This window comes from Phyllobacterium sp. T2-21 (assembly GCF_055378485.1).
In genome coordinates, this window is sequence record NZ_AP027913.1 from 22,038 (window position 1) to 44,654 (window position 22,617).

Consider the following 22,617-nt stretch of genomic DNA (forward strand, 5'->3'; position numbering starts at 1 on the left):
AGCGAGTCCGTATTGGAAAATCTTCTGCGGGCTCGTATTTTACTCGACTGATTTAGTAGTGTTTAAGCGAAACAGTCAAAGACGACGGACTGCGAAATCAAAGGGGTTAGAGAAGCATTGTTGCAAAGAACCGGGTTTATTGAGCATGAAATCCCAAGGTCCGGGCAATCCCGATACCGGTGAAGTCACCCGGCCTGACGCAGAAGATCACGGTCTGGCGAAGCAGAAGCGGGAACCTTGGACAACTGTGCTGTCAATGCACTGATATCCTTCTCGAAGGGCAGGTGCCGATAGACTTCCGGATCGGCATTGACATCGAAAAGAGCGGTATATCCCGAACGCAGATACAGTTCTTTTGCTTCAGGCTGGCGGAAGCCGGTGGTCAGGTAAATCCGCGTATAGCCCTGGCGCGCAGCCTGCTCTTCAAGTTCGGTCACAACCCTGCGCGCAAGGCCCTGCTGGCGCAAATCCGCATGGGTCCAGATGCGTTTGAGTTCGGCTGTCTGCTCGTCATAGCGTTTGAACGCGCCGCCGCCGATGGTTTGCCCGTCGCGGATCAGGAGCAGAAAGGCACCGTCCGGCGCGGCGAAAAGCTCGGCCGGGTAGCGACTCAATTCGTTGCGCGCCGGTTCACCATAAAAGTTGCCATAGCGCGTTTCGTATTCGATGATCAGAGCGTCGATCAAGGGTTGTGAGCGTTCATCGTTCGGTGTCGTGTAAACAAAAACATCAGTCATGATTGTCTCGCGTTCTTGTCAGATGGGCTTGTCGGAGGGATTCCTGGCGAGATAGGTTTCGGTCAGCTTCACCCAGTAACGGGCGGCTGACGGCAGGATCTCGTCATTGAAATTGTAGAGCGGACTGTGCAGCGGAGCGCTGTCGCCATTGCCGAGGAAAAGATAGCTTCCCGGTGTTTCCTGCAGCATGAAGGCAAAATCCTCGCTGGCGGAAATCGGCCGGAAATCCTTCTCGATCCGCGCGTCGCCGAAATGTTCAAGCGCCACGTTTCTGGCGAACGCCGTTTCATCGGCATGGTTGACCAGCACGGGATAGCCGCTGGGATATGCCACCTCGGCGACAGCGCCATAACTTTCGGCTTGCGCTTTTGCCAGCGTGGTGAGGCGGGACTTGATGGCTTCCCGCACCTCCTTGCGGAAAGTGCGCACCGTCAGCTCCAGCTCGACACTATCGGGAATGACATTGGGAGCGATGCCTGCGTGGATGGTGCCGACCGTGATCACCGCGGCGTCGAGCGGATCGATATTGCGGGCGACAATGCTTTGCAACGCCATGATGAAGGAGGCGCTGGCGACGACGGGATCAATGGTTTCCTGGGGACGGGCGCCGTGGCCGCCCTTGCCGATGATACGGACGGTGACCTTGTCGACCGAGGCCATCGCCGGGCCGGTGATGAACCCGAACTGACCGGTGGGAACACCTGGCCAATTGTGCAGGCCGAAGACGGCATCGCAGGGAAAGCGCTCGAACAGGCCATCGCGAACCATGCTCCGGGCTCCGGCACCGCCTTCTTCGGCTGGCTGGAAGATGACGTTGAGGGTACCGGAGAAGTTACGCGTTTCGGCGAGATAGCGGGCGCTGGTCAGAAGAATGGTGGTGTGCCCGTCATGGCCGCAGGCATGCATTTTTCCGGGTATGGTGCTGGCATAGGGCAGGCCCGTCGCTTCGACGATCGGCAGGGCATCCATATCGGCGCGAATGCCGAGCCGTTTGGGGCCGTTGCCGTTCTGCAGGGTTCCGACGACACCGGTTTTGCCGATGCCCTCGGTGACCTGATAGCCCCAGTCGCGCAATCGGCCGGCAATGAGCGCGCTGGTGCGGTGCTCGTTGTAACCCAGCTCGGGATTCTGGTGCAGGTCGTGGCGAAGAGCGACCATCTCATCGAGATAGTTGCTGATTCTTTCCTCAACCGGATCCGCCGGCCGGCCCATCAGAGTGCCGTCTCTTTGATGCGTTCCTTCGTGGCCTGATGGGCTTTGGTGTAGCGGCTTTCGCGGAAGGGCAGGCCGATGTTTTCGCGCAATGTCGTGCCGGGAAGCACCCTGTTGTGATAGCCGCGCTCCTCGAGCAGCGGCAGCACGTCACACGTAAAGTCCTCGAGCCCTTCGGTCAGGATCTGGAAGCCGAGAATGAACCCGTCGGCCGCTTCGGTTTCGACCCAGCGGATGAGTTCGTCGGCGATCTTCCGCGGTGTGCCGGTGAAGGCATTGCGCGGCGTCGTGACTTCCAGCGCAACTTCGCGCAAGGTCTGGCCCTTTTCCTTGGCGTTGCGCTTGATGCGGTCCGTCGTGGAGCGAAAATTGTTCTTGCCGATATCGCCGAGTTCCGGGAACGGCGCATTAATGGGGTAGGCGCTGAAATCGTGATGATCGAAGAAGCGCCCGAGATAGGCAAGCGCTTCGTCAACGGTCACGAGATCGCGGATGATGCGATACTTTGCCTCCGCTTCTTCATCCGTTGCACCGACGATCGGCGCAATGCCGGGGAAAATCAGGACATCGCCCGGCTTGCGGCCGTGCGCAACCGCGCTTTGTTTAACCCGGTGATAGAAGGCTTGCGCCTCCTCGATCGGCACGTGGTTGGTGAACACGCCGTCCGCATGCTTGCCGGCGAGGTCGATACCGTCGTCGGACGATCCGGCTTGGAAAATGACCGGCTGCCCCTGTTCGGAACGGCTGATATTCAGCGGGCCCTCCGAATTAAAGAACCGGCCATGATGGTTCAGGCGATGCAGCTTGGTCTTGTCGAAGAACTGGCCCGTTTCGCGGTTGCGGACAAAGGCGTCGTCGTCCCATGAGTCCCACAGACCCTTGACCACTTCGAGATGTTCGTCCGCTATCTCATAGCGCAGGGCATGGTCGGGATGGTCGCGGCCGTAATTCTTGGCCGAGCCTTCAAGCGGCGATGTCACGGCGTTCCAGCCGGCGCGGCCGTTGCTGATCTTGTCGATCGAGCCGAACTGCCGGGCAACGGTGAAGGGGTCGCTGTAGGAGGTCGAGACCGTGCCGACGAGACCGAGTTTCGAGGTTGTCGCGGCCAGCGCGGACAGAATGGCAATCGGTTCGAAACGGTTGAGAAAATGCGGGATGGATTTTTCGTTGATGTAGAGCCCGTCAGCGACGAAGGCAAAGGCAATGCCTGCCTCCTCGGCTTTGCGGGCATTGCGTACAAAGAAATCGAAATTGACGCTGGCATCAACAGGTGAACTCGGGTGTTTCCAGGAATTCATGTGGCCGCCAGCACCCTGCAGCATCACACCGAACGGAATGGGTCGCTTGGACATTATTCAATCTCCTTGATCATGCGGCAGCGGCGAATTGCGCCTGAGCCAGAAGTTCGATGGACCGGAGGCGCTTCGCAGCGTCATTGATGGGGGTGTCGATGATGAATTCGCCGATGCCGAATCGGTCATGCAGCCGGTCGAGCTGGTCTGAAACCGTGTCGGCCGCGCCGCGCAGGACATTGGGCGTCTTCTTCTCGATCCGGTAATTGGCAGCACCTGCCTGGCGCGCATATTCTTCGGCCTGTTCCACGCTGCCGACGGTGACGCTCTGGCCATTGTTCACATGCACCTTGAAATGCTGGATATTGCCGGCCAGCCGGTCAGCCTCCGCATCCGTCTCGGCCGCTACGATCCCCACGGCAAGGAGAGGCGCACGGCCGGGTGCGGCCTTCCGGTATGCCTCCAGTGTCTGCTGCAGGATCGTTTCGTCGCCGTTGAGGTGGCTGGCGAAGACAAAATCCCAACCCTGGGAGGCGGCAAGCAGCGCGCTGTCGACACTGGCGCCAAGCAGGAAGCGGTTGGCAGCGACGGCAGGACGCGGTGTTGCCTGAACGCCGGCAAGCGGGTCATCTGTAGGCAGCCCTTTGTCGAGAAAGGCGCTGAGCTGGGCGAGCTGGGCGGAAAAATCCTGCTTCTGCGTCCGCGGGACAACGCCCTGCAGGGCGCGCGTCGAAAACGGCAACCCGCCGGGAGCCTTGCCCACGCCGAGATCAACGCGGCCGGGCCCCAGTGCAGCCAGGACATTGAAATTTTCGGCCACCTTGTAGGGGCTGTAGTGCTGCAGCATGACCCCGCCGGAGCCGACGCGAATACGCGCCGTGTTGGCCAGCAGGAAGGCGATCAGCACTTCCGGCGACGAGCTTGCCAACGTCGGCGCATCGTGGTGTTCGGCCACCCAGAACCGGTGGAAGCCCCACTGTTCCGCCTGGCGGGCCAGCGCGACCGTCCGCTTCAGCGCCGTGCTGGCCGTTTCGCCATCGTGGATCGGACTTTTATCGAGCAAACTCAGTGCGTAGCCCATGTTAGGGTATGGCCTCCATGTGATTGAAGCCGCGCATCGCCACAGGCAGCGCGGACTCCGTTTTCAGAGGCGATCAGATTTTATCGGATTTGGAGACCCGTCAAAGAACGCTTTGCTAAAAATCAGCGGGCAAACTGTATTAATATTCCTCGCGCTGACGGCGTGGATTAACCTGGTGGCTTGGATACAGGGCACGAGGTTTATCGTTGATCTCCTGTTCAGCAATGGTCATTTTCCAACAATCTGGAGCCTTAAATTGACCGTATCCGATGGACAATTTGCGCGGCAGTGAGTCTGATGGGATGATCCTTGGTGTAATTCTCCAGATGGATATCGCGAGATCGCGGATATCTGTTGGTTGGATAATATCGCTCGGCGCATAAATGAAATCACGGAGGGACGCGGCATTGAGGCCGGCCCTGAAGGTTTGAAATGGATCGGAACGGGAATATGCGCAGAAATTCAGTGGGATTGTGGGTATTCCTTCTCAGCGCAGTCGCGGCAAGCGGCTATCTCTATAGTTGGCTGGTCTATAGGCAGGGATATTTTTTAGGGGCCGTGTTTGCCCTTTCCATCTGTGTGCCGATCCTGGCGTTCGAACGCGGCCTCATCTTTCCGAAATTGCGTGCCTGGATCAACACATTGCCGACTGCGGGGTTTCTCGTCGCCGCATTGATAGCCGATTATGTGCTGATCAGCATCGGCAATGCCGTTTGTGGGATAACGCTGTGGAGCTTCGGCTGGATTGACGGTCCTTTCTGGCGCGCGGCAACGCTGTCACCGCAGGTGCTGCTCTACACGCTTGCCGTCCTGACCGTCATGATTTTCATCCTGCGGGTGCGCGATCTTCTCGGCCGCGACATTTTTGCCAGCCTTCTGATGAGCCGGTACCGCCAGCCTGTGGCCGAAGAGCGGGTGTTTCTTTTCATCGATCTTGTCGGGTCGACCTCGTTTGCTGAAGAACATGGCGATCTGCGGGCCCAGCAGTTTCTCGGCGCGCTCTTTGCCGCCTTTGCCGAACCTGTCCGGCGTCACGGCGGAGCCATTGACGATTATGTCGGGGATGCGGCCATCATCACATGGCCCATTGAGCGCGGCATCAAGGATGCGAGTTGCGCCCGCTGTGTCTTCGATATTCTGGACAACATCGAAAAGAATGCAAATCAATGGCTTGAGCGATTCGGAAGGGTGCCGCGCCTGCGTGCGGCCTTGCATGGCGGCCCGATCATCACGGCGGAGATCGGGGTGGATCACCACAAGATCACCTATTTCGGCGATACGGTGAACACCACGGCGCGGCTGGAAAGCCTCTGCCGCACATTGGCCACGCCGGTTTTGATCTCCAGCGAATTGGCACAGAGGATGAGTTTCTCCAATGAAATCAAGGCAAATTACCTTGGAATGCATGGCGTCAAGGGCAGGGGGCAGGCGCTCGGGGTGATGGCCCTGACCCGCTGACATCGGACGCTTCCTGTCGAAGTATCCTCATTCAGACAATTTCTGTCCACAAAGCGGCAAATCGGCCATTTGCACGATGACAGGCAGAGGCCGTTGCGCTATGGTCCAGCCTGTCGAGGGCTTCGGCCCTGTCAGTTTGCGGGAGAGTGTCGTGCACTGAAATGTGCAGGCCACCGAAGGGGAAATCGCCCGAAATCTCTCAGGTACCAGGAACCGCAAACCGGGAAGGCAACTCTGGAAAGTCGGGGGAAACTCCGCGCCGAAGGTGTAAGTTCAGTCAGGGGTCCTGATTGAGCGAGTCTCTCAGGCTTCCGACAGAGGGGCAAAGAAATGTTCCGTCGTGTGGCGGAGGTCTTTGCACGTCTCTGGAGTAAAAATGGGCACGGAAGATAATCTGAAACAATTGCCGCTTGACGATCTGCACAAGGCCGCCAATGCGCGCTTTGGCGGTTTTGCCGGTTGGTCGATGCCGATCACCTATCCGCTCGGTGTGATGAAGGAACATCTTCACACGCGCGAGAAGGCCGGGCTTTTCGACATTTCGCATATGCAGCTCTTTGATGTCGCCGGGCCGCAGGCCGCGGCACTGCTGTCACGCGCGTGTCCGCTGGATGCGTCTGTGCTTCAGGCGGGCCAGTCGAAATACACCTTCTTTCTCGATGACAAGGCAGGCATTCTCGATGACCTGATCGTCACCCGCCTCGGGGACGAGCATTTCATGGTCGTTGCCAATGCCGGAAATGCCGCGGCTGACGAAGCGCATCTGCGCGGTGTCGCCAAGGATTTCGACTGCAAGATCGATGCTCTGGATCGTGTGTTCCTGGCCATCCAGGGGCCGCAGGCCGTGAATGTGTTGCGGGATGCCGGTATTGCCGGAACTCACCTTGCTTTCATGAACGGATTTGAGCCGAAGCTGGGCTGGTTCATGAGCCGCTCCGGCTATACCGGCGAGGACGGTTTTGAGATCGGCCTGCCGGAAGCCGATGCCCGTGTGCTTGTCGAAAAGCTTTTCGCCGACGAGCGTGTCTCCTGGATCGGGCTTGCTGCCCGCGACAGTCTGCGCCTGGAAGCGGGTCTGTGCCTGCACGGCCATGACATAACGCCGGATTATGATCCGGTCGATGCCGGACTGCTCTGGGCCATTGCCAAGCCGGTGCGCGAGACAGCGGGCTTTATCGGCGCTGCGGCGCTTCTCGCCAAGATCGCAACAGGATCGGCCAAGAAACGCGTCGGCCTGAAGCCCGATGGCCGGCAGCCGGTGCGCACCGATGCCGAACTCTTTGATGCCGATGGCAACAAGGTTGGATTGGTCACGTCGGGCGGTTTCGGACCATCGGCAGGTTTCCCTGTTGCCATGGGGTACGTCAGCAAGGATCTGTCCGCGCTGGGCTCCAAGGTTTTCGCCGAGGTGCGGGGCAACCGCGTCCCGGTCGATATTCATTCACTTCCCTTCACTCCACATCGCTACCACAAAGGATAATTGAGATGGCAGCCACTTACTTTACCGAAGATCACGAATGGGTCCGCGTCGAGAATGACATTGCGACGGTTGGCATTACCGATCACGCGCAGGATCAGCTCGGCGATCTGGTTTTTGTCCAGTTGCCGGATGTCGGTCAGTCCTTGTCCAAAGGCGATGCCACGGTTGTCGTTGAATCCGTCAAGGCGGCATCAGACGTCTATGCGCCGCTGGACGGTGAAGTGACGGAAGTGAACGAAGCAACCGCAAGCGATCCGTCGCTGGTCAACTCGGCCGCTGCAAGCGACGGCTGGCTATGGAAGATGAAGCTGTCCAATCCGGATCAGCTGACCGGCCTTCTCGACGAGGCAGGCTACAAAGCAATCATTGGCTGAAGGCATGATGATGAAAGACACCATATTCCCGTTCGCTGACCGCCATATCGGTCCGAGCATACAAGGCTCCCGCGCCATGCTGGCGGCTCTTGGCATTCCGTCGCTGGAAACTTTGATTGCGCAGGCTGTGCCAAAATCCATCCGGCTTGAACGGCCGCTCGACATTCCTGCGGCCGTCAATGAGTCGGAAGCTTTGGCCGAGCTTGCCGCCAAGATGAGCCAGAACAAGACCCACAAGAGCTTTATCGGTCAGGGTTATCACGGCACCCACGTGCCCGCGGTTATCCTGCGTAATCTGTTTGAAAACCCGGCCTGGTATACCGCCTATACGCCGTATCAGTCGGAAATCAGCCAGGGTCGCCTTGAACTGCTGTTCCACTTCCAGACGCTGGTGACGGAACTGACCGGTTTGCCGGTTGCATCCGCGTCGCTCCTGGACGAGGCGACGGCCGTTGCAGAAGCCGTCGGCATCGCCTATCGCCATCATCGTGAGAAGCGCACCCGCATCGCGATCACCGGTGCCCTGCATCCGCAGACAGTCGATGTGGTCAAGACTCGCGCCGAGCCGCTGGGCATGACCGTGGATGAAGGCGAGATCGATGCCAGCGTTGCAGCGATCATCGTTCCATGGCCGGACACATTCGGTGTCTATGGTGACCATGCTTCGGTCATTCAGGCGGCCAAGGCCGCTGGTGCGCTGGTAATCGCCGTGGCCGATCCGCTGGCCCTGACAATCACCGCCCCGCCTGCCAAGGCCGGTGTCGATATTGCTGCCGGTTCCATGCAGCGCTTTGGTGTGCCGATCGGTTATGGCGGCCCGCACGCCGCCTATCTCGCCGTCAGCGAAACGCTGACCCGGCTTATACCCGGTCGTCTGGTTGGCCAGTCCGTCGACAGCAAGGGGCGTGCCGGCTATCGCCTTGCCCTGCAGACGCGCGAGCAGCATATCCGCCGCGACAAGGCGACATCAAACATCTGTACCGCGCAGGCACTGCTAGCCAATATGGCGGTGTCCTACGCCATCTGGCATGGTCCGCAGGGGCTTCAGGCCATCGCCCGCCGCGTGCATGCCCAGGCGGCCCGTTTGGCCGCTGCGCTGACAGGGGCGGGCCTTTCCATCGCCGGATCGCATTTCTTCGATACGGTTACGGCCACTGTTCCCGGCAAAGCAGCCTTCATTGCTGCGGAGGCTGAAAAGGGCGGACGTCTGCTGCGCATTGTCGATCAGGACCGGCTCGGCATCACGGTGGATGAAACGACATCGGAAGATGACCTGAAAGCACTCTCAGCACTTTTCGGTGCCGATCTGCCTGCGGAAGCAAAGGCAACATTGCCCGGCGAAAGGCAGGCCGAGGGTTTCATGACCCAGGCCGTTTTCCACCAGCAGCGCTCGGAAACCGAGATGATGCGTTTCCTGCGCCGTCTGGCGGACAAGGACCTGGCGCTCGACCGCGCCATGATCCCGCTCGGCTCGTGCACAATGAAGCTCAACGCAGCCGCCGAAATGCTGCCGGTCAGCTGGAACAGCGTTGCCAATGTGCATCCATTCGCTCCTGCCGGCCATGCGCTTGGTTACAAGGCGATGACGGACGATCTGGAAGCCTGGTTGTCCGAGATCACCGGCTTTGATGCGGTTTCACTGCAGCCCAATGCCGGCAGCCAGGGTGAATATGCCGGTCTCCTGGCCATTCGCCGCTATCATCTGGATCGGGGCGATGCGCATCGTGATATCTGCCTCATCCCGGAATCGGCGCATGGCACCAATCCGGCCAGTGCCCATATGGCGGGCATGCGGGTGGTGGTCGTGGCATGCGAAGAGGCTGGCGATATCGATCTTGAGGACCTCAAGGCAAAAGCCGACCAGCACGGTGCCAATCTCGCAGCGCTGATGATCACCTATCCATCGACCCATGGTGTGTTCGAAGAAGGCGTCAAGGATATCTGCACGGTCATTCATCAGCATGGCGGCCAGGTCTATTTCGATGGCGCCAACCTCAATGCGCTGGTCGGGCTTGCCCGTCCCGGCGATATCGGTGCCGATGTCTGCCACATGAACCTGCACAAGACCTTCTGCATTCCCCATGGCGGCGGCGGGCCGGGTGTTGGTCCGATCGGCGTGAAGAAGCATCTTGCTCCCTTCCTGCCCGGTCATGTGGCCAAGGGATCGCAGCACGCGGTTTCAGCGGCTCCCTTCGGCAGCGCATCCATTCTTCCCATCACGTGGATGTATATCCGCATGATGGGCGGGGCGGGCCTCAAGCGTGCAACCGAGATGGCTATTCTCAACGCCAACTACATCGCGGAGCGGCTGAAGGGCCACTATCCCGTGCTGTTCACAGGACAGAACGGCCGCGTGGCGCATGAGTGCATTCTCGATACCCGCGTGCTGAAGGACAGCGCCGGGATCAGCGTCGAAGATATCGCCAAGCGCCTCATCGATTACGGCTTCCACGCCCCGACCATGTCCTGGCCGATTGCCGGTACGCTGATGGTCGAGCCGACGGAATCGGAATCCAAGCGCGAGATCGACCGCTTCTGTGATGCGATGATCCTCATTGCCGGGGAAGCGGAGAAGGTTGCCAGTGGCGTCTGGCCGCGTGACGACAACCCGCTCGTCAATGCACCGCACCCATCCGGTGATGTGCTGGCCGATGACTGGTCGCATCCTTACACCCGCAGGGAAGCCAGCCTGCCGGCAGGCGAGAGCGAAGAGAACCCGAAATACTGGCCGCCGGTGTCGCGCATCGACAACGTCGCCGGAGATCGCAATCTCGTCTGCGCCTGCCCGCCCATGCAGGCCTACAGCTAAAGTAGAGTGCCCCTTCCGGATCATCCGGGAGGGGCTTTTTTACCAGTTCGGCGTCAAGCTCAGAGCTTCGCCGACATCGCCATCGGGCATCGGCTCAAGTTCCGGTGCCAGCTGCCGCAACGCCAGGGGGAGCGCCTGCAGGTCATTCGCCTCGAAGGACAGGTGCGGCAGTCTTGCCCGGATCAATCCGGCAACGGTTTTTGCCTGCAGTTCATCGCGTATACGTTTGGCGGCATCGCGGTCGCTGCGGCGCGACAACCACAGTTTGTGCAAGGCAAAGGCACGCGGATCGGGGCAGGTATAGTCCAGCGGATAGCCTTTTTCATCGATGACAACGGTCGAGATTTTCGGACTGTTGACCAGCCATGTCAGGCCTTCGATTTCGATTGCCTGCAAATCCTCATCATCGGCGCTGAAGCGCGCTTTCTCCCGCGTCGACATGCGATCCTTTGGCGTTGGCTTGATCAGGTCGACGAGAAAGCCGTCGCGGTTGGCGGCGCGATACCCATTTCTCGCCAGCGGTGCAAACGAATGATCGATTTTTTGCAAAAGCCCGATCAAACCCTTGTGGGAAAAATCCTTGCTGATCAGCCGCAGGCTGAACCGGGAGTCGAACAGCAGGTCGACATCCTGCGTCGATAAAAGCCCGCCGGTAATCTGGACACCGGCCATGCGTTCATAGGCAAAGAGCGCATTTGTGCCGACGACATCGACCGCCGTGCCGATCAATCCGGATTTTCCGAGCGCGCGGATGATGCGTGCTGTCAGAAGCGGTACCCGGCCCAAAGCCATGGCACGGTTGACGGGGGCGAGTTCATCCAGCCGTCTTGCCAAGCGGGAAACGCGGGTCTTGGCGCTTTCTCGCCCCATATGAAACTGCCCGAAGATCACTTCCGTTTCGGGGGAGCGGGGCCCAAGGGATTTCCAGATGCCCTGTGTCTTCTTGTAGAGATAATCCTTGTCGTTCGTGCTTTTCTTCCACGACATTGATCCGGAAAAACGCTGTTCATACTCCTTCAGACTGCTCCGGTAGACATCATAGGCCTGTTCCGTATCAATGAGCTGGCGTATTTGATCTGAAGATAATTCTCTGAATTTACTCATTTTATCCCCAAATATTGCATTATTGGCAGTGGGAGGGATAATACACTGGTAAAACTAAATTAGAAAGTTGATATTCAAGGGATTATCCCTACTATATCATTAATCCATGAGAATGGGGATAATCCGTTGTCCTTCAATAACTAACGTGAGTTGAATGCGCGGGTGTCAATCGTAATTTCCTGCAGTGCTGTTTGCCCGTTGCAGCTATCCGGTGTTTGCCTGTTAAAGTAGAGGCAGTGCAATTGGCAAAGCAGTCAAAGAGGTTCCATGTTCGATCTGAAAGTTATCAACGCAACCTTGCCTGACGGCCGTACAGGTCTCGATATTGGTGTGCAATCCGGCCGCATTGTTGCGGTCGGCGTCAATCTCGGCGGGGAGGCGGGGGAGACGATCGATGCCGGCGGTCTTCTGGTTTCGCCTCCCTTTGTCGATAGTCACTTTCATATGGATGCAACGCTGTCGCTCGGCCAGCCGCGCCTCAACGAAAGCGGGTTGCTGCTCGACGGAATCCGGATATGGGGTGAATTGAAACCGCTTCTCACCCATGAAGCTGTGATCGAGCGCGCCCTGCGCTATTGCGATCTGGCGGTCACACAGGGGCTGCTGGCGATCCGGACCCATGTGGACATCTGCGACGAGCGCCTGCTGGGCGTTGAAGCGCTGCTCGACGTCAAAAGACAGGTGGCGCCCTATATCGACCTGCAACTGGTGGCTTTCCCGCAGGATGGCTATTACCGCTATCCGGGTGCGGTCGACCTGCTCAAGCGTGCGCTTGATCTTGGCGTCGATGTGGTTGGCGGCATTCCGCATTTCGAGCGCACCATGGCCGATGGCGCAGCGAGCGTCAAAGCGCTCTGCGAGATTGCGGCGGATCGCGGCCTGATGGTCGATCTGCACTGTGACGAGACCGATGATCCGTTGTCACGGCATATCGAAACACTGGCCTATGAAACCCGGCGCCTCGGTCTTGGCGGCCGTTCGACGGGGTCGCATCTGACCTCGATGCACTCGATGGACAATTACTACGTCAGCAAGCTTTTACCGCTGATTGCCGAGGCCGGCGTGGCGGCGATTGCCAATCCGCTGATCAATATCGGCATCCAGGGGCGTCACGACACCTATCCGAAGCGTCGGGGCATGACCCGCGTGCCGGAGCTTCTGGCCCATGGCGTTACCGTTGCCTTCGGCCATGATTGCGTGATGGACCCCTGGTATTCACTCGGCCAGGCTGACATGCTTGATGTTGCCAGCATGGGTCTACACGTGGCGCAGATGACGAGCCGCAGCGCCATGCGCCAATGTTTTGCCGCGGTTACCACCGAGCCTGCCAAGATTCTCAATCTGGAAAATTACGGCCTCGACGTCGGCTGCAAGGCGGACATGGTGCTGCTGCAGGCTGCCGATACAATCGAAGCAATCCGCCTCAAGGCAACGCGGCTTGCCGTCATCAAGGCAGGCAAGGTCATCGCGCGCACGCCGGAACGGATCAGCACACTCGCTTTGGACCGGCGTCCCGCTATGGTTGATCCGGCAAGCTACGCGCCCTTCATTCACCAAGGATGATTTGAGTTCCATAAGATAGATTATGCGATCTTTATATGTAGCCGGGGTGAGTTCTATCTTGAAGTGCACAGTCCGTTCAGGCTTGCTTCCAAGATGCGCGCTCTATTTCGGACGATTATTTTGTACCAGGTACAATGAATCACGAGATTGTATATGGATATCACATAATCGCGGGTTTATATCGGTGGTCGTTTCCCCACGGCCAGCCGCCGTTTGCAAATCCGCGACATTTTCTTTCCGATGTGTACGCGCTACCGAGAGCGAACCCGACCATGTCGGACCAAATCAGTCAGGCCTCCCAGGCCCGGCCACGAACGATCCAAACGCCTGACAGCAAAACAACAGGTCCGAACTTCCGCACCATAGCGCTTATCATTGCCAGCGCCATGTTCATGGAACAGCTCGACGCGACGGTGCTGGCAACGGCGTTGCCGACCATGGCACGCGATTTTGGCGTTCAGCCACCTGCCATGAGCCTGGCGCTCACCTCCTATCTCCTCAGTCTCGCCATCTTCATCCCCGCGAGCGGCAAGATTGCCGACCGGTTCGGATCCCGCACCGTTTTCAGCGCGGCGATCGCGGTTTTCGTCTTTGGTTCGATCCTCTGCGCGCAGGCCCCGGATCTGCGCTTTCTCGTTCTCGCGCGCATCATTCAGGGCCTTGGCGGTGCGATGATGATGCCGGTCGGCCGGCTCGTGCTGATGCGCAGCGTCGCGCGCAAGGATCTTGTTTCGGCCATGTCCTGGCTGCTGGTTCCCGCGCTTGTCGGCCCCATTCTCGGGCCGCCCGTAGGCGGGCTGATTGTCACCTATTTCGACTGGCGCTGGATTTTCTATATCAATGTGCCGATCGGCTGCATTGGTTTCATTCTCGTCAGGCGCTTCATCGAAGAGGTGAAGGGGGTGTCCGACGGTCCCTTCGATTTTCTCGGCCTTTTCCTTTCCGGCATTTCACTCGGCTCTCTCCTCTTCGGTTTCGAAATGGCAAGCCGCCCGGGTGAAGGTGAACTGGCAGCCGTTCTTGTCGCTGTGGGGATGGCTTTCGGTGCGGGTTATCTCGCACATGCCAAGCGGCATCCCTCGCCCATTCTCGATTTCTCGCTCATGCGCGTCAGCAGCTTCAGCACGTCTGTCATCGCCGGCTCGCTGACCCGCATCACCCAGGGGGCACAGCCGTTCCTGCTGCCCCTGATGCTGCAGCTCGGCTTCGGGTTTTCTGCGGCGCGCGCGGGCGGCATCGTTGTCGCCACCGCTCTCGGCTCCATGATGATGAAGGCCGTTGCACCGAAAATCCTGCGGCGCTTCGGTTTCCGCGCAAGCCTTATCGTTAATGGCCTCATTGCGACGTTTGGCTACGCCCTTTGTGCAGCCTTCCGGCCGGACTGGCCCCTGCCCCTCATCTTCGCAGTTCTGCTTTGCTGCGGGTTCTTCATGTCGTTCCAGTTCACGGCCTACAACACGGTGGCCTACGACGAGATCGGACGGGAGCGCATGAGTTCTGCGACCAGTTTCTATACGACATTCCAGCAGCTCATGTTGTCGCTCGGTATCTGTGTCGGCGCATTGGCCCTTTCGGGTTCAATGCTGGTTCGAAGCCATGCGACACCGGAACTTGGCGACTTCTCGGCGGCGTTTCTTGTTGTAACGGCAATCTCCCTCACCGCGACGATCTGGAATCTCCGCTTTTCACAATCGGCAGGCGCCGACATCAGCGGTCACACGAAAATGGTCAAGGCTCCCGGCGAATAGGATTGCGTAGCGGCTGGCTTTGCCCGCCCTCACCGCATCTTGATTGGTACGGTCAACAAGCCTTGCAAAATAACGACACCAGATATGTCAGTATTGTTGACATATCTGGTGTTTTACGGTGCTATGCACCTGCGAACAAACGGGAGGAAACAATGGGCGAGTGGGATGCTCTGTACGCAACACGCACGAAAAACATGCGTGCATCCGAAATACGCGAACTGCTGAAACTGCTTGATCAGCCAGACATCATTTCCTTTGCCGGCGGTATTCCGGACCCCGCCCTTTTTCCCAAGGAAGCGATACGGGAAGCCTATGAGGCTGTTCTCAGCCAGAATGCTGACGTCGCGCTGCAATATTCGGTGAGCGAGGGATATCGCCCGCTGCGCGAATGGCTGGTGCAGCACATGGCGTCGCTCGGCGTGCCCTGCACGATCGACAACATCATCATCACCACGGGCTCGCAACAGGCACTGGACTACCTCGGCAAGCTGTTCATATCACCCGGCGATACGGTGCTCACGACCTGGCCCACCTATCTTGGTGCCCTCCAGGCCTTCAACGCCTATGAGCCGCGCTATGACCGCCTCAACCCCGAACAGGGAAACATGACGCCGGTCGCCTATCGCGACAATGCAAAGGCTGCAGGCGGTGATGTAAAGCTTGCCTATCTGACGGCGGATTTCTGCAATCCGACGGGCGAAACGGTCAGCCGGGATGGCCGCATCCGCCTGATTGAGCTGGCGCACGAACTCGACATACCGCTGATCGAAGATGCGGCCTATCAGGCCTTGCGGTTCGATGGAGAGCCCGTGCCGTCGATGCTTGCCCTCGATTGCGAACGTGAAGGAAATATCGACCGCACGCGTGTCGTCTACTCCGGCAGTTTCTCCAAGACCCTTACACCCGGCTTGCGTGTCGGCTGGATTTGCGCTGCACAGCCTGTGATTGCCAAGCTGGTCCTGATCAAACAGGCTGCCGATCTGCACAGCCCGACCATCAATCAGATGACAATCCATCATGTGGCGTCCCGGGATTTCGACAAGCAGGTCGAGAAGGTGCGCAACAGCTACCGCCAGCGCCGCGACTACATGCTCGATGCCCTTGCCCGTTTCATGCCGCCAGGCGTGACGTGGACAAAACCGGAGGGCGGTATGTTTGTCTGGGTCACCTTGCCGGAAGGCATGGACGGCGCAGCTCTCCTCGCGCAAGCGCTGCAAAAGGTGCGCGTGGCGTTTGTTCCCGGCTTTGCATTCCATGCGGACGGGACCGGCAAGAATACCATTCGGCTCAACTTCTCCTTGCCCAACAAGGAATCAATCGAAACCGGGATTTCCCGTCTCGGCAAGCTGATTGCAGAAGAAGCCGCCTGACGGCTCATACTGATACATGACAAACAAAGCAGCCTGATCTCAAACAGGCTGCTTTTTTGTTATCCGGGGCATGCCTGCACACGTGTCCTGCGTCGATCCAGGCTGTCGCTGCCCCTGTCAGGAGGCGGCAACAGGGAGAGTGTTTGCAGCCATCAGTAGCAACTTATTAACCTTCATTTTCTATTCGATTAGGCAAGTTTACGAGCAACATCCAATCGCTTCGCTTGCAGGTATCATGCGTATTCCAAGAACAAATTTCTCAATGAAGTCAGACGATTACGTAGACGAATATGGCGATGCGCACGAATCGCCAGCGTCTGCACAACCGCCTGTGGCACAAAAGCCCCCCGTACCGGAGGCGGTGCAACCGCCAGCTCCGGCCCAGGCGGCTCGAAATAGTGGGCCAAACGGTTCGGGAAACATGCGCACTCCTGCTGCTTCGCCCTATGAGCCGGTCTCCACCCGACGTTCCATTGAGGCCCCTGCGTCAACCACGCCCAGCGGTGGGATGCGCGCGCCTGCACGTGCGCCGATCACACTTGAGCCGGATACGGATCCCACGGCTCCCATTTCGAAGCGGATGTTCTCCCTGTCGGCCAATGTGCGTTTCACCCGCACCCCCGATACCGTTCTGCAAAAGCACCGCAACGGGGCCGAAAGCGCAACGCCGGCACCTGCTCCCAAGGTGGAAAGGCCGATTGCCGCACCAAAGGCGGCCATCCCGGCGCCAACCCCGAAGATTCCTGCTGCTGCTCCGGCGGCTCCCAAGCCGGTCGCTGGCGAGACTGTTCTTCGCAAGGCCCCTGCCCCGGCGCAGTCCGGTTTACCGCGGCGCCCGGCATTCGTCACAAATTATGCACCGGCGGTCGTCACGCACGCACCAACCGCTCCCGTTGCGCGTGAGGCCCGGCCAAGCCTGCAAACAAGCGGTGCGCAGCCAATTCCACAAAAATCCGGAACGCTGGACTACCTCTCGGATTATGCATTCTGGGAATCGATGGAGTTCTCGGGCGGCTTTGTTGCTACCCCTGCAGCCTCTGCGTCGAAGGCTGTACGCAAGATCGCACCCGATGCCATTACCGCGCTGTTCCGTGTTGTCGAGCTCCGGCAGCCGCATACCGCCACCGCTCCTGAGACCACAGTGCCCGTAGCGCCGGCTCCCTTGCCTGCCGCACCGGTTATTCCAGATGCACCGGCGGCAGTTGCAGCTGCCACACGGCAGCGTCAGGCCGATCCGGTCGTGGAAAGCGCAGCGGTTATGAATCCTGCGATTGATGCGCAAGAGGAAGTGACCCTTATTCCCGCTGCGGCGGCACCATTACCGCCGGAAGAAGCGGCCGTTGAAGAAAAGCCGTCGCGGCTGCAGGTAACGGTGCGCCAGGAGAAGCCCGCTATCGTGCCGACCCGCCTTACACCGCTTGCCGTACAGTCCTATGGCGAGATGTATGAGCGTCCGCCGCTGTCGTTGCTGCAGGAACCGGCGGAACGCGCGGAAGTGATCATTACGCAGGAAGCGCTGGAACAGAATGCCGGACTTCTTGAAAGCGTGCTTGAGGACTTCGGCATCCGCGGCGAGATCATTCATGTGCGCCCCGGACCGGTGGTGACGTTGTATGAATTCGAGCCGGCACCCGGCATCAAGTCCTCTCGCGTTATCGGCCTTGCCGATGATATTGCCCGTTCCATGTCGGCCTTATCAGCCCGTGTCGCGGTGGTGCCCGGACGCAATGTCATCGGCATTGAACTGCCGAATGCGACGCGCGAGACCGTGTACTTCCGCGAAATGATCGCTTCGCCGGATTTCGAGAGCACCAAGCTCAAGCTGGCGCTCTGCCTTGGCAAGACCATTGGCGGTGAGCCGGTTATCGCTGAACTCGCCAAGATGCCGCATCTGCTGGTTGCCGGTACAACGGGTTCGGGCAAGTCGGTTGCGATCAACACAATGATCCTGTCACTGCTTTACCGGCTGACGCCGGAAGAGTGCCGCCTGATCATGGTCGACCCCAAAATGCTCGAACTGTCGATCTATGACGGTATTCCTCACCTGCTTACCCCTGTTGTGACCGACCCGAAAAAGGCGGTCATGGCGCTGAAGTGGGCTGTGCGGGAAATGGAAGACCGTTACCGGAAGATGTCAAAGCTGGGCGTGCGCAATATCGACGGCTTCAATGCGCGCGCTGCCCTCGCCAAGGAAAAGGGCGAGACGGTGATGTGCACCGTCCAGACCGGCTTCGACAAGGGGACGGGCGAGCCCATTCACGAGCAGGAAGTCATGGATCTGACGCCGATGCCCTATATCGTCGTCATTGTCGACGAGATGGCCGACCTGATGATGGTGGCGGGCAAGGACATCGAAGGCGCCATTCAGCGCCTCGCCCAGATGGCCCGTGCTGCGGGTATCCATCTGATCATGGCCACGCAGCGTCCGTCGGTCGATGTCATCACCGGCACGATCAAGGCGAACTTCCCGACCCGTATTTCGTTCCAGGTGACGTCGAAGATCGACAGCCGGACCATTCTTGGCGAACAGGGTGCAGAGCAGTTGCTCGGTCAAGGCGATATGCTGCACATGGCGGGCGGCGGGCGGATTTCCCGCGTACATGGCCCGTTTGTCTCCGACGAGGAAGTCGAGCGCGTGGTCGCGCATCTGAAGGCGCAGGGTCGCCCGGATTATCTCGATACGGTCACTGCCGACGAGAGCGAAGAGGAAGAACCGGAAGCGGAAACCGGCGGAGCGGTTTTCGATAAGGGAGCTGTTGCGGCGGAAGACGGAAATGAACTCTACGACCAGGCGGTCAAGGTGGTCATGCGCGACAAGAAGTGCTCCACGTCCTATATCCAGCGGCGTCTGCAGATCGGCTACAACAGAGCTGCATCGCTGGTGGAGCGCATGGAAAAGGAAGGGCTTGTCGGACCGTCCAATCATGTCGGCAAGCGGGAAATTCTCTCGCACAGCCGGGACAATGCCCCGTTCAGCGCTGCAGATAGCGTGGAATAGCCTGTCCGAATAAAACGCACCTTGCGTCTGCACGTTTGCTATGTCATGACGCGCGTCCTTGATTTGGGCGCGCTGAGCCCATTCGACGGGCTTTGTCCCGATTTCTGACATTCATGGCATAAAGGAGCGCGGCAATGGCTCAGGCGCTGGGTTTCGACTTTGGCACAACCAATACGGTTTTGGCATTGGCGGATGGGACAAAGACACGTTCGCTGTCCTTCACCAATGCGACCGGCACAGCCGATAGCATGCGCACGGCACTATCCTTCATGAAGGACCCTCTTGCCGGTGCGGCGGCATTGAAGGTTGAGGCCGGGCACGCGGCGATCCGGCAGTTCATCGATAACCCCGGCGAATGCCGCTTTCTGCAGTCGATCAAGACATTTGCCGCGAGTGCCCTCTTCCAGGGCACGCTTGTCTTTGCAAAGCGCCATTCGTTTGAAGACCTGATGGAAATTTTTGTGCGCCGGTTGCGGAGCTATGCCGGTAACGATTGGCCCACGGACGTCAAACGCATCGTGACTGGCCGGCCAGTACATTTCGCCGGAGCCAATCCGGATCCTGCCCTGGCAACGGCGCGTTACAACGAGGCGCTCACCCGGTTCGGTTTTCCTGAAATCCACTATGTCTACGAGCCGGTGGCGGCGGCTTTCTATTTTGCCCAGAACCTTAAGGCCGATGCGACCGTTCTTGTGGCGGATTTTGGCGGGGGTACGACCGACTATTCGCTCATTCGTTTCGAGACGCACGGCGGAAAGCTCAGCGCAACGCCCATCGGCTATTCCGGTGTCGGCATTGCCGGCGATCATTTCGACTACCGGATGATCGACAGCATCGTCGCTCCGCAAATCGGCAAGGGAAGTTTCTTCAAGAGCTTCGACAAGACACTCGAAGTCCCGTCCTCCTATTATGCCAATTTCGGCCGATGGAACCAGTTGTCCATCTTCAAGACATCCCGGGAGTTTTCCGAACTGAAGAAGCTGGTGCGGGCCAGTCTGGAGCCGGAAAAACTTGAGACTTTCGTCGATCTTGTCGACCATGATGAAGGTTATCCGCTGTATCAGGCCGTATCGGCTACCAAGATGGCGCTATCGACCGCCGACGAGGCTGAGTTCAATTTCGAACCGCTCGGCCGCGGCAGCCGCAAGCTCATCAAGCGCAGCCAATTCGAGGGATGGATTGCCGGTGATCTCGCCCGCATCGAAGGCGCACTTGACGATGTCCTTGAACGGACCAATACGGTGGCAGGTGAAATTGACAAAGTGTTCCTGACGGGCGGGACATCGTTTGTCCCAGCCGTGCGGCGCATATTCACTGAACGTTTCGCGCAGGACCGGATCGAGACAGGCGGCGAACTGCTCTCGATCGCGCATGGGCTTGCGCTCATCGGCGAGCGCGACGACATCCCGCAGTGGACTGCATAAACGCTGCCCGGCCCTAGCGGCCGGGTATCAGATATCAAATGTGCGCCATGCCGGCTTTGGATCCGCCCCTGGTGTGTGCTCGGCGGTGTTGCAGAAGGTCAGGGGTGTCTTGCCGTCTGCCCTCTGGTAAAATTCTGGATTTGCCGTGGAAGCGGTTATCGTCACGACATCTGGCCATTCGGATTCGTATCCAACGGCGGTCGTGGCAATCAGCGCGGCGCACAGTGCCAGACTCAACAGGTAAATGCGTCCCAGATTTTGCGGTCCTTCGGTGCGGTCCCTTACATATTCCGGTTCACGCTCGACATTGCTTCTATGCATGATGACTCTCCGGATAGTTTGAATTGGATGCAGGCAGTACAGTTCGAAAGGCTGCGGGAGTTACCGCCGCAATCGGGGCAAGTTTTTGACCGATCCGGACACATCGGAATCACATCTTATTGATGGAAATCATGCGGGATATGTTGCGAGGTTCAAACTCAGAGATTGTGGGCCTTGCGTGCCATAAGGCATTCTGGATCGCCCGGCATGCAGGAGCGGCACACTTCGGGCCGCACGTCGTAAATTCCACAAGCGGTGGTCTTGCCGATTTCACCAGTCAACGCGGAGCAACGGACACCGACACATCGCATGCCGCTTTCATCACTGGCAACATATTTGGCTGGAATAAGCGCAAGCTGCGCGTCGTCTTCCGTGGAAAATCGCGGCCACTGGGATGAGTAGCAACAGCAGGCGCCGCAGGATTGGCAATCAAAAATCTCGCCTGCCTCCATACGCCTTATTTGCCCTTGCGTTTGCGCGCCGGCGTCTTGGGAGCCGCATTGAAGAGATCACTGTCGCCTGATCCGGTTTCGGTATCCGAAGAAGGCGCGACCGATTCAAGCTTTTCAGGCTTGGCAACTTTTGCTGGTGCAGGGCTTTCGGTGATTGCCGGGTCTTTGGCGGTAAACTTGATGGCCATTGTTCAATCCTCTCGTGTTCGCCCTGATGAGCGATACGGATTGCCAAGCAGACCGACAGCGCAGGAAGGGAGCCGTTGTTTACTCCGTATGTGGCACCGATACTAGGCTTGGGGGCCATTTATCTGGGGAAGCAGCATGAGACAATGGGATGATCAGGATACCACCAACTGCCTCTTGACCCTGATGACAGGCGCATCAACAGGGATGTCCTTCTTGCGGAAGGAGTCGACAATGGCGGTCATCGTCATTGTCCCGGCGGCGACCAGGTCGAAATTCTTCTCGAGCCGCATCCACTCGAACAGCAGCCCGGACATCGTGCTTTGTAAGGCGCGCGCCGCAATGTCTGGATGCCAGGCGGATGACAGCATGCCGCGCTTCTTGGCCAGTGTCGTCAAACGCAACAGCATGTGATGAACTTCGTCGTTGAGCGCACGCAACCGCTCCAGGATCTGGGCCATTTCACCGACGTACTCACAACGCTGGGTGATGATCGTGAAAACCCGCTGTTTTCTCGGATCGCCCGCAAAATTCTCAAGGCAATAGATACCGGCATCCAGGGCAATATCGAGAGGGTTGGCGTTCTCGCAATAGATTGCCTTGGTGAGAAGATCGTCCTGTGGCAGCCGCACGCGTTCGACGACCTCCTGATAGAGTTCGATCTTGTCCTTGAAGTGGAAGTAGATGGCGCCGCGCGTTACGCCGGCATGTTCGGCAATCTGGTTCAGGGTTGACCGATTGACACCATGTTCCAAGAAGACAGTTTCCGCGGAATCCAGAATGGCTTCCCGCGTTGCTCCTGCCTCGGCTTTGGTCCTGCGCATAATGCCTCCTTCGCTCGGGTGATCCCTCCGGGGATGCCGGGACATCGTCAGCGAGCTATTCGATGGCGGCCATTCGTACCGCTGGTTCGATAACCCAAACGTGATCGCGTCCGGTCGATTTTCCGACACAATATCACGCTTTCGTTTATTTACAATCACGGATGTATGTTTGTACATGCACCCA

18 protein-coding genes and 1 riboswitch are annotated in these 22,617 nt (G+C 58.7%); of the genes, 9 read left to right on the forward strand and 9 right to left on the reverse strand.

Annotated elements, in window-relative coordinates; genetic code table 11:
• Nucleotides 1-185 precede the first annotated feature (185 nt).
• Genes ACZ5FP_RS18280 through ACZ5FP_RS18295 form a run of 4 tightly spaced genes read right to left on the reverse strand, consistent with a single transcriptional unit; the run spans nt 186 to nt 4,322 of the window.
• Complete coding sequence (locus tag ACZ5FP_RS18280) at nt 186-737, reverse strand: GNAT family N-acetyltransferase (protein ID WP_464663386.1); 552 nt, start codon at nt 735-737, stop codon at nt 186-188.
• Nucleotides 738-755: 18 nt separating this feature from the next.
• On the reverse strand, nt 756-1,949 hold the full coding sequence (locus ACZ5FP_RS18285; RefSeq protein WP_464663388.1) for a M20 aminoacylase family protein: 1,194 nt from the start codon (nt 1,947-1,949) through the stop codon (nt 756-758).
• Nucleotides 1,949-3,301, reverse strand: coding sequence for an LLM class flavin-dependent oxidoreductase (locus tag ACZ5FP_RS18290; protein WP_464663390.1), 1,353 nt, complete (start codon nt 3,299-3,301; stop codon nt 1,949-1,951). Before ACZ5FP_RS18290 ends, ACZ5FP_RS18285 begins: the two co-directional genes overlap by 1 nt.
• 16 nt (nt 3,302-3,317) lie before the next feature.
• The gene (locus ACZ5FP_RS18295; RefSeq protein ID WP_464663391.1) at nt 3,318-4,322 is read right to left on the reverse strand and encodes an LLM class flavin-dependent oxidoreductase; all 1,005 of its coding nucleotides are present in this window, start codon (nt 4,320-4,322) and stop codon (nt 3,318-3,320) included.
• Between the two features lie 450 nt (nt 4,323-4,772).
• Here ACZ5FP_RS18295 and ACZ5FP_RS18300 point away from each other — a divergent pair, with 450 nt between their 5' ends.
• From ACZ5FP_RS18300 to gcvP, 4 genes are all read left to right on the forward strand, one after another.
• Nucleotides 4,773-5,780, forward strand: coding sequence for an adenylate/guanylate cyclase domain-containing protein (locus ACZ5FP_RS18300; protein ID WP_464663393.1), 1,008 nt, complete (start codon nt 4,773-4,775; stop codon nt 5,778-5,780).
• A gap of 129 nt (nt 5,781-5,909) precedes the next feature.
• Nucleotides 5,910-6,006: riboswitch (glycine riboswitch) on the forward strand.
• Between the two features lie 150 nt (nt 6,007-6,156).
• Entirely contained in the window at nt 6,157-7,260 is a 1,104-nt protein-coding gene (gcvT, locus tag ACZ5FP_RS18305) for a glycine cleavage system aminomethyltransferase GcvT (protein WP_464663394.1), read from the forward strand.
• A 5-nt stretch (nt 7,261-7,265) separates the two neighbouring features.
• Nucleotides 7,266-7,634 (forward strand): glycine cleavage system protein GcvH, encoded by a 369-nt coding sequence (gcvH, locus tag ACZ5FP_RS18310; RefSeq protein WP_223616047.1) that lies wholly within the window; start codon nt 7,266-7,268, stop codon nt 7,632-7,634.
• Between the two features lie 10 nt (nt 7,635-7,644).
• Nucleotides 7,645-10,443: an aminomethyl-transferring glycine dehydrogenase gene (gene gcvP / locus ACZ5FP_RS18315; protein ID WP_464664000.1), complete on the forward strand. Its 2,799-nt coding sequence runs from the start codon at nt 7,645-7,647 to the stop codon at nt 10,441-10,443.
• A gap of 39 nt (nt 10,444-10,482) precedes the next feature.
• Here gcvP and ACZ5FP_RS18320 read toward each other — a convergent pair whose 3' ends face one another.
• Nucleotides 10,483-11,547, reverse strand: a complete 1,065-nt coding sequence (locus tag ACZ5FP_RS18320) for a GSU2403 family nucleotidyltransferase fold protein (RefSeq protein WP_464663396.1) — start codon at nt 11,545-11,547, stop codon at nt 10,483-10,485.
• A gap of 267 nt (nt 11,548-11,814) precedes the next feature.
• Between ACZ5FP_RS18320 and ACZ5FP_RS18325 the strand changes: the two genes are divergently transcribed.
• The 5 genes from ACZ5FP_RS18325 (at nt 11,815) to ACZ5FP_RS18345 (ending at nt 20,650) form a co-directional block, all read left to right on the forward strand.
• Nucleotides 11,815-13,110 carry an amidohydrolase family protein gene (locus ACZ5FP_RS18325; protein WP_464663398.1) on the forward strand — a complete coding sequence of 432 codons (1,296 nt, stop codon included), beginning with the start codon at nt 11,815-11,817 and terminating at the stop codon, nt 13,108-13,110.
• Nucleotides 13,111-13,382: 272 nt separating this feature from the next.
• Nucleotides 13,383-14,858, forward strand: a complete 1,476-nt coding sequence (locus tag ACZ5FP_RS18330; protein WP_464663400.1) for an MFS transporter — start codon at nt 13,383-13,385, stop codon at nt 14,856-14,858.
• 152 nt (nt 14,859-15,010) lie between these two features.
• Nucleotides 15,011-16,228, forward strand: a complete 1,218-nt coding sequence (locus ACZ5FP_RS18335) for an aminotransferase-like domain-containing protein (RefSeq protein WP_464663402.1) — start codon at nt 15,011-15,013, stop codon at nt 16,226-16,228.
• A 421-nt stretch (nt 16,229-16,649) separates the two neighbouring features.
• Complete coding sequence (locus ACZ5FP_RS18340) at nt 16,650-19,226, forward strand: DNA translocase FtsK (RefSeq protein ID WP_464663404.1); 2,577 nt, start codon at nt 16,650-16,652, stop codon at nt 19,224-19,226.
• A 134-nt stretch (nt 19,227-19,360) separates the two neighbouring features.
• Complete coding sequence (locus tag ACZ5FP_RS18345) at nt 19,361-20,650, forward strand: Hsp70 family protein (RefSeq protein ID WP_464663406.1); 1,290 nt, start codon at nt 19,361-19,363, stop codon at nt 20,648-20,650.
• 27 nt (nt 20,651-20,677) lie between these two features.
• Here the strand turns inward: ACZ5FP_RS18345 and ACZ5FP_RS18350 are convergent, their stop codons facing one another.
• The 4 genes from ACZ5FP_RS18350 to ACZ5FP_RS18365 form a co-directional block, all read right to left on the reverse strand.
• Entirely contained in the window at nt 20,678-20,971 is a 294-nt protein-coding gene (locus ACZ5FP_RS18350; RefSeq protein WP_464663408.1) for a hypothetical protein, read from the reverse strand.
• A gap of 158 nt (nt 20,972-21,129) precedes the next feature.
• Nucleotides 21,130-21,423 (reverse strand): YkgJ family cysteine cluster protein, encoded by a 294-nt coding sequence (locus ACZ5FP_RS18355; RefSeq protein WP_223616087.1) that lies wholly within the window; start codon nt 21,421-21,423, stop codon nt 21,130-21,132.
• Between the two features lie 5 nt (nt 21,424-21,428).
• On the reverse strand, nt 21,429-21,611 hold the full coding sequence (locus ACZ5FP_RS18360) for a hypothetical protein (protein WP_464663409.1): 183 nt from the start codon (nt 21,609-21,611) through the stop codon (nt 21,429-21,431).
• A gap of 153 nt (nt 21,612-21,764) precedes the next feature.
• Nucleotides 21,765-22,610, reverse strand: a complete 846-nt coding sequence (locus ACZ5FP_RS18365; protein WP_464663411.1) for a TetR family transcriptional regulator — start codon at nt 22,608-22,610, stop codon at nt 21,765-21,767.
• Nucleotides 22,611-22,617: the final 7 nt, after the last annotated feature.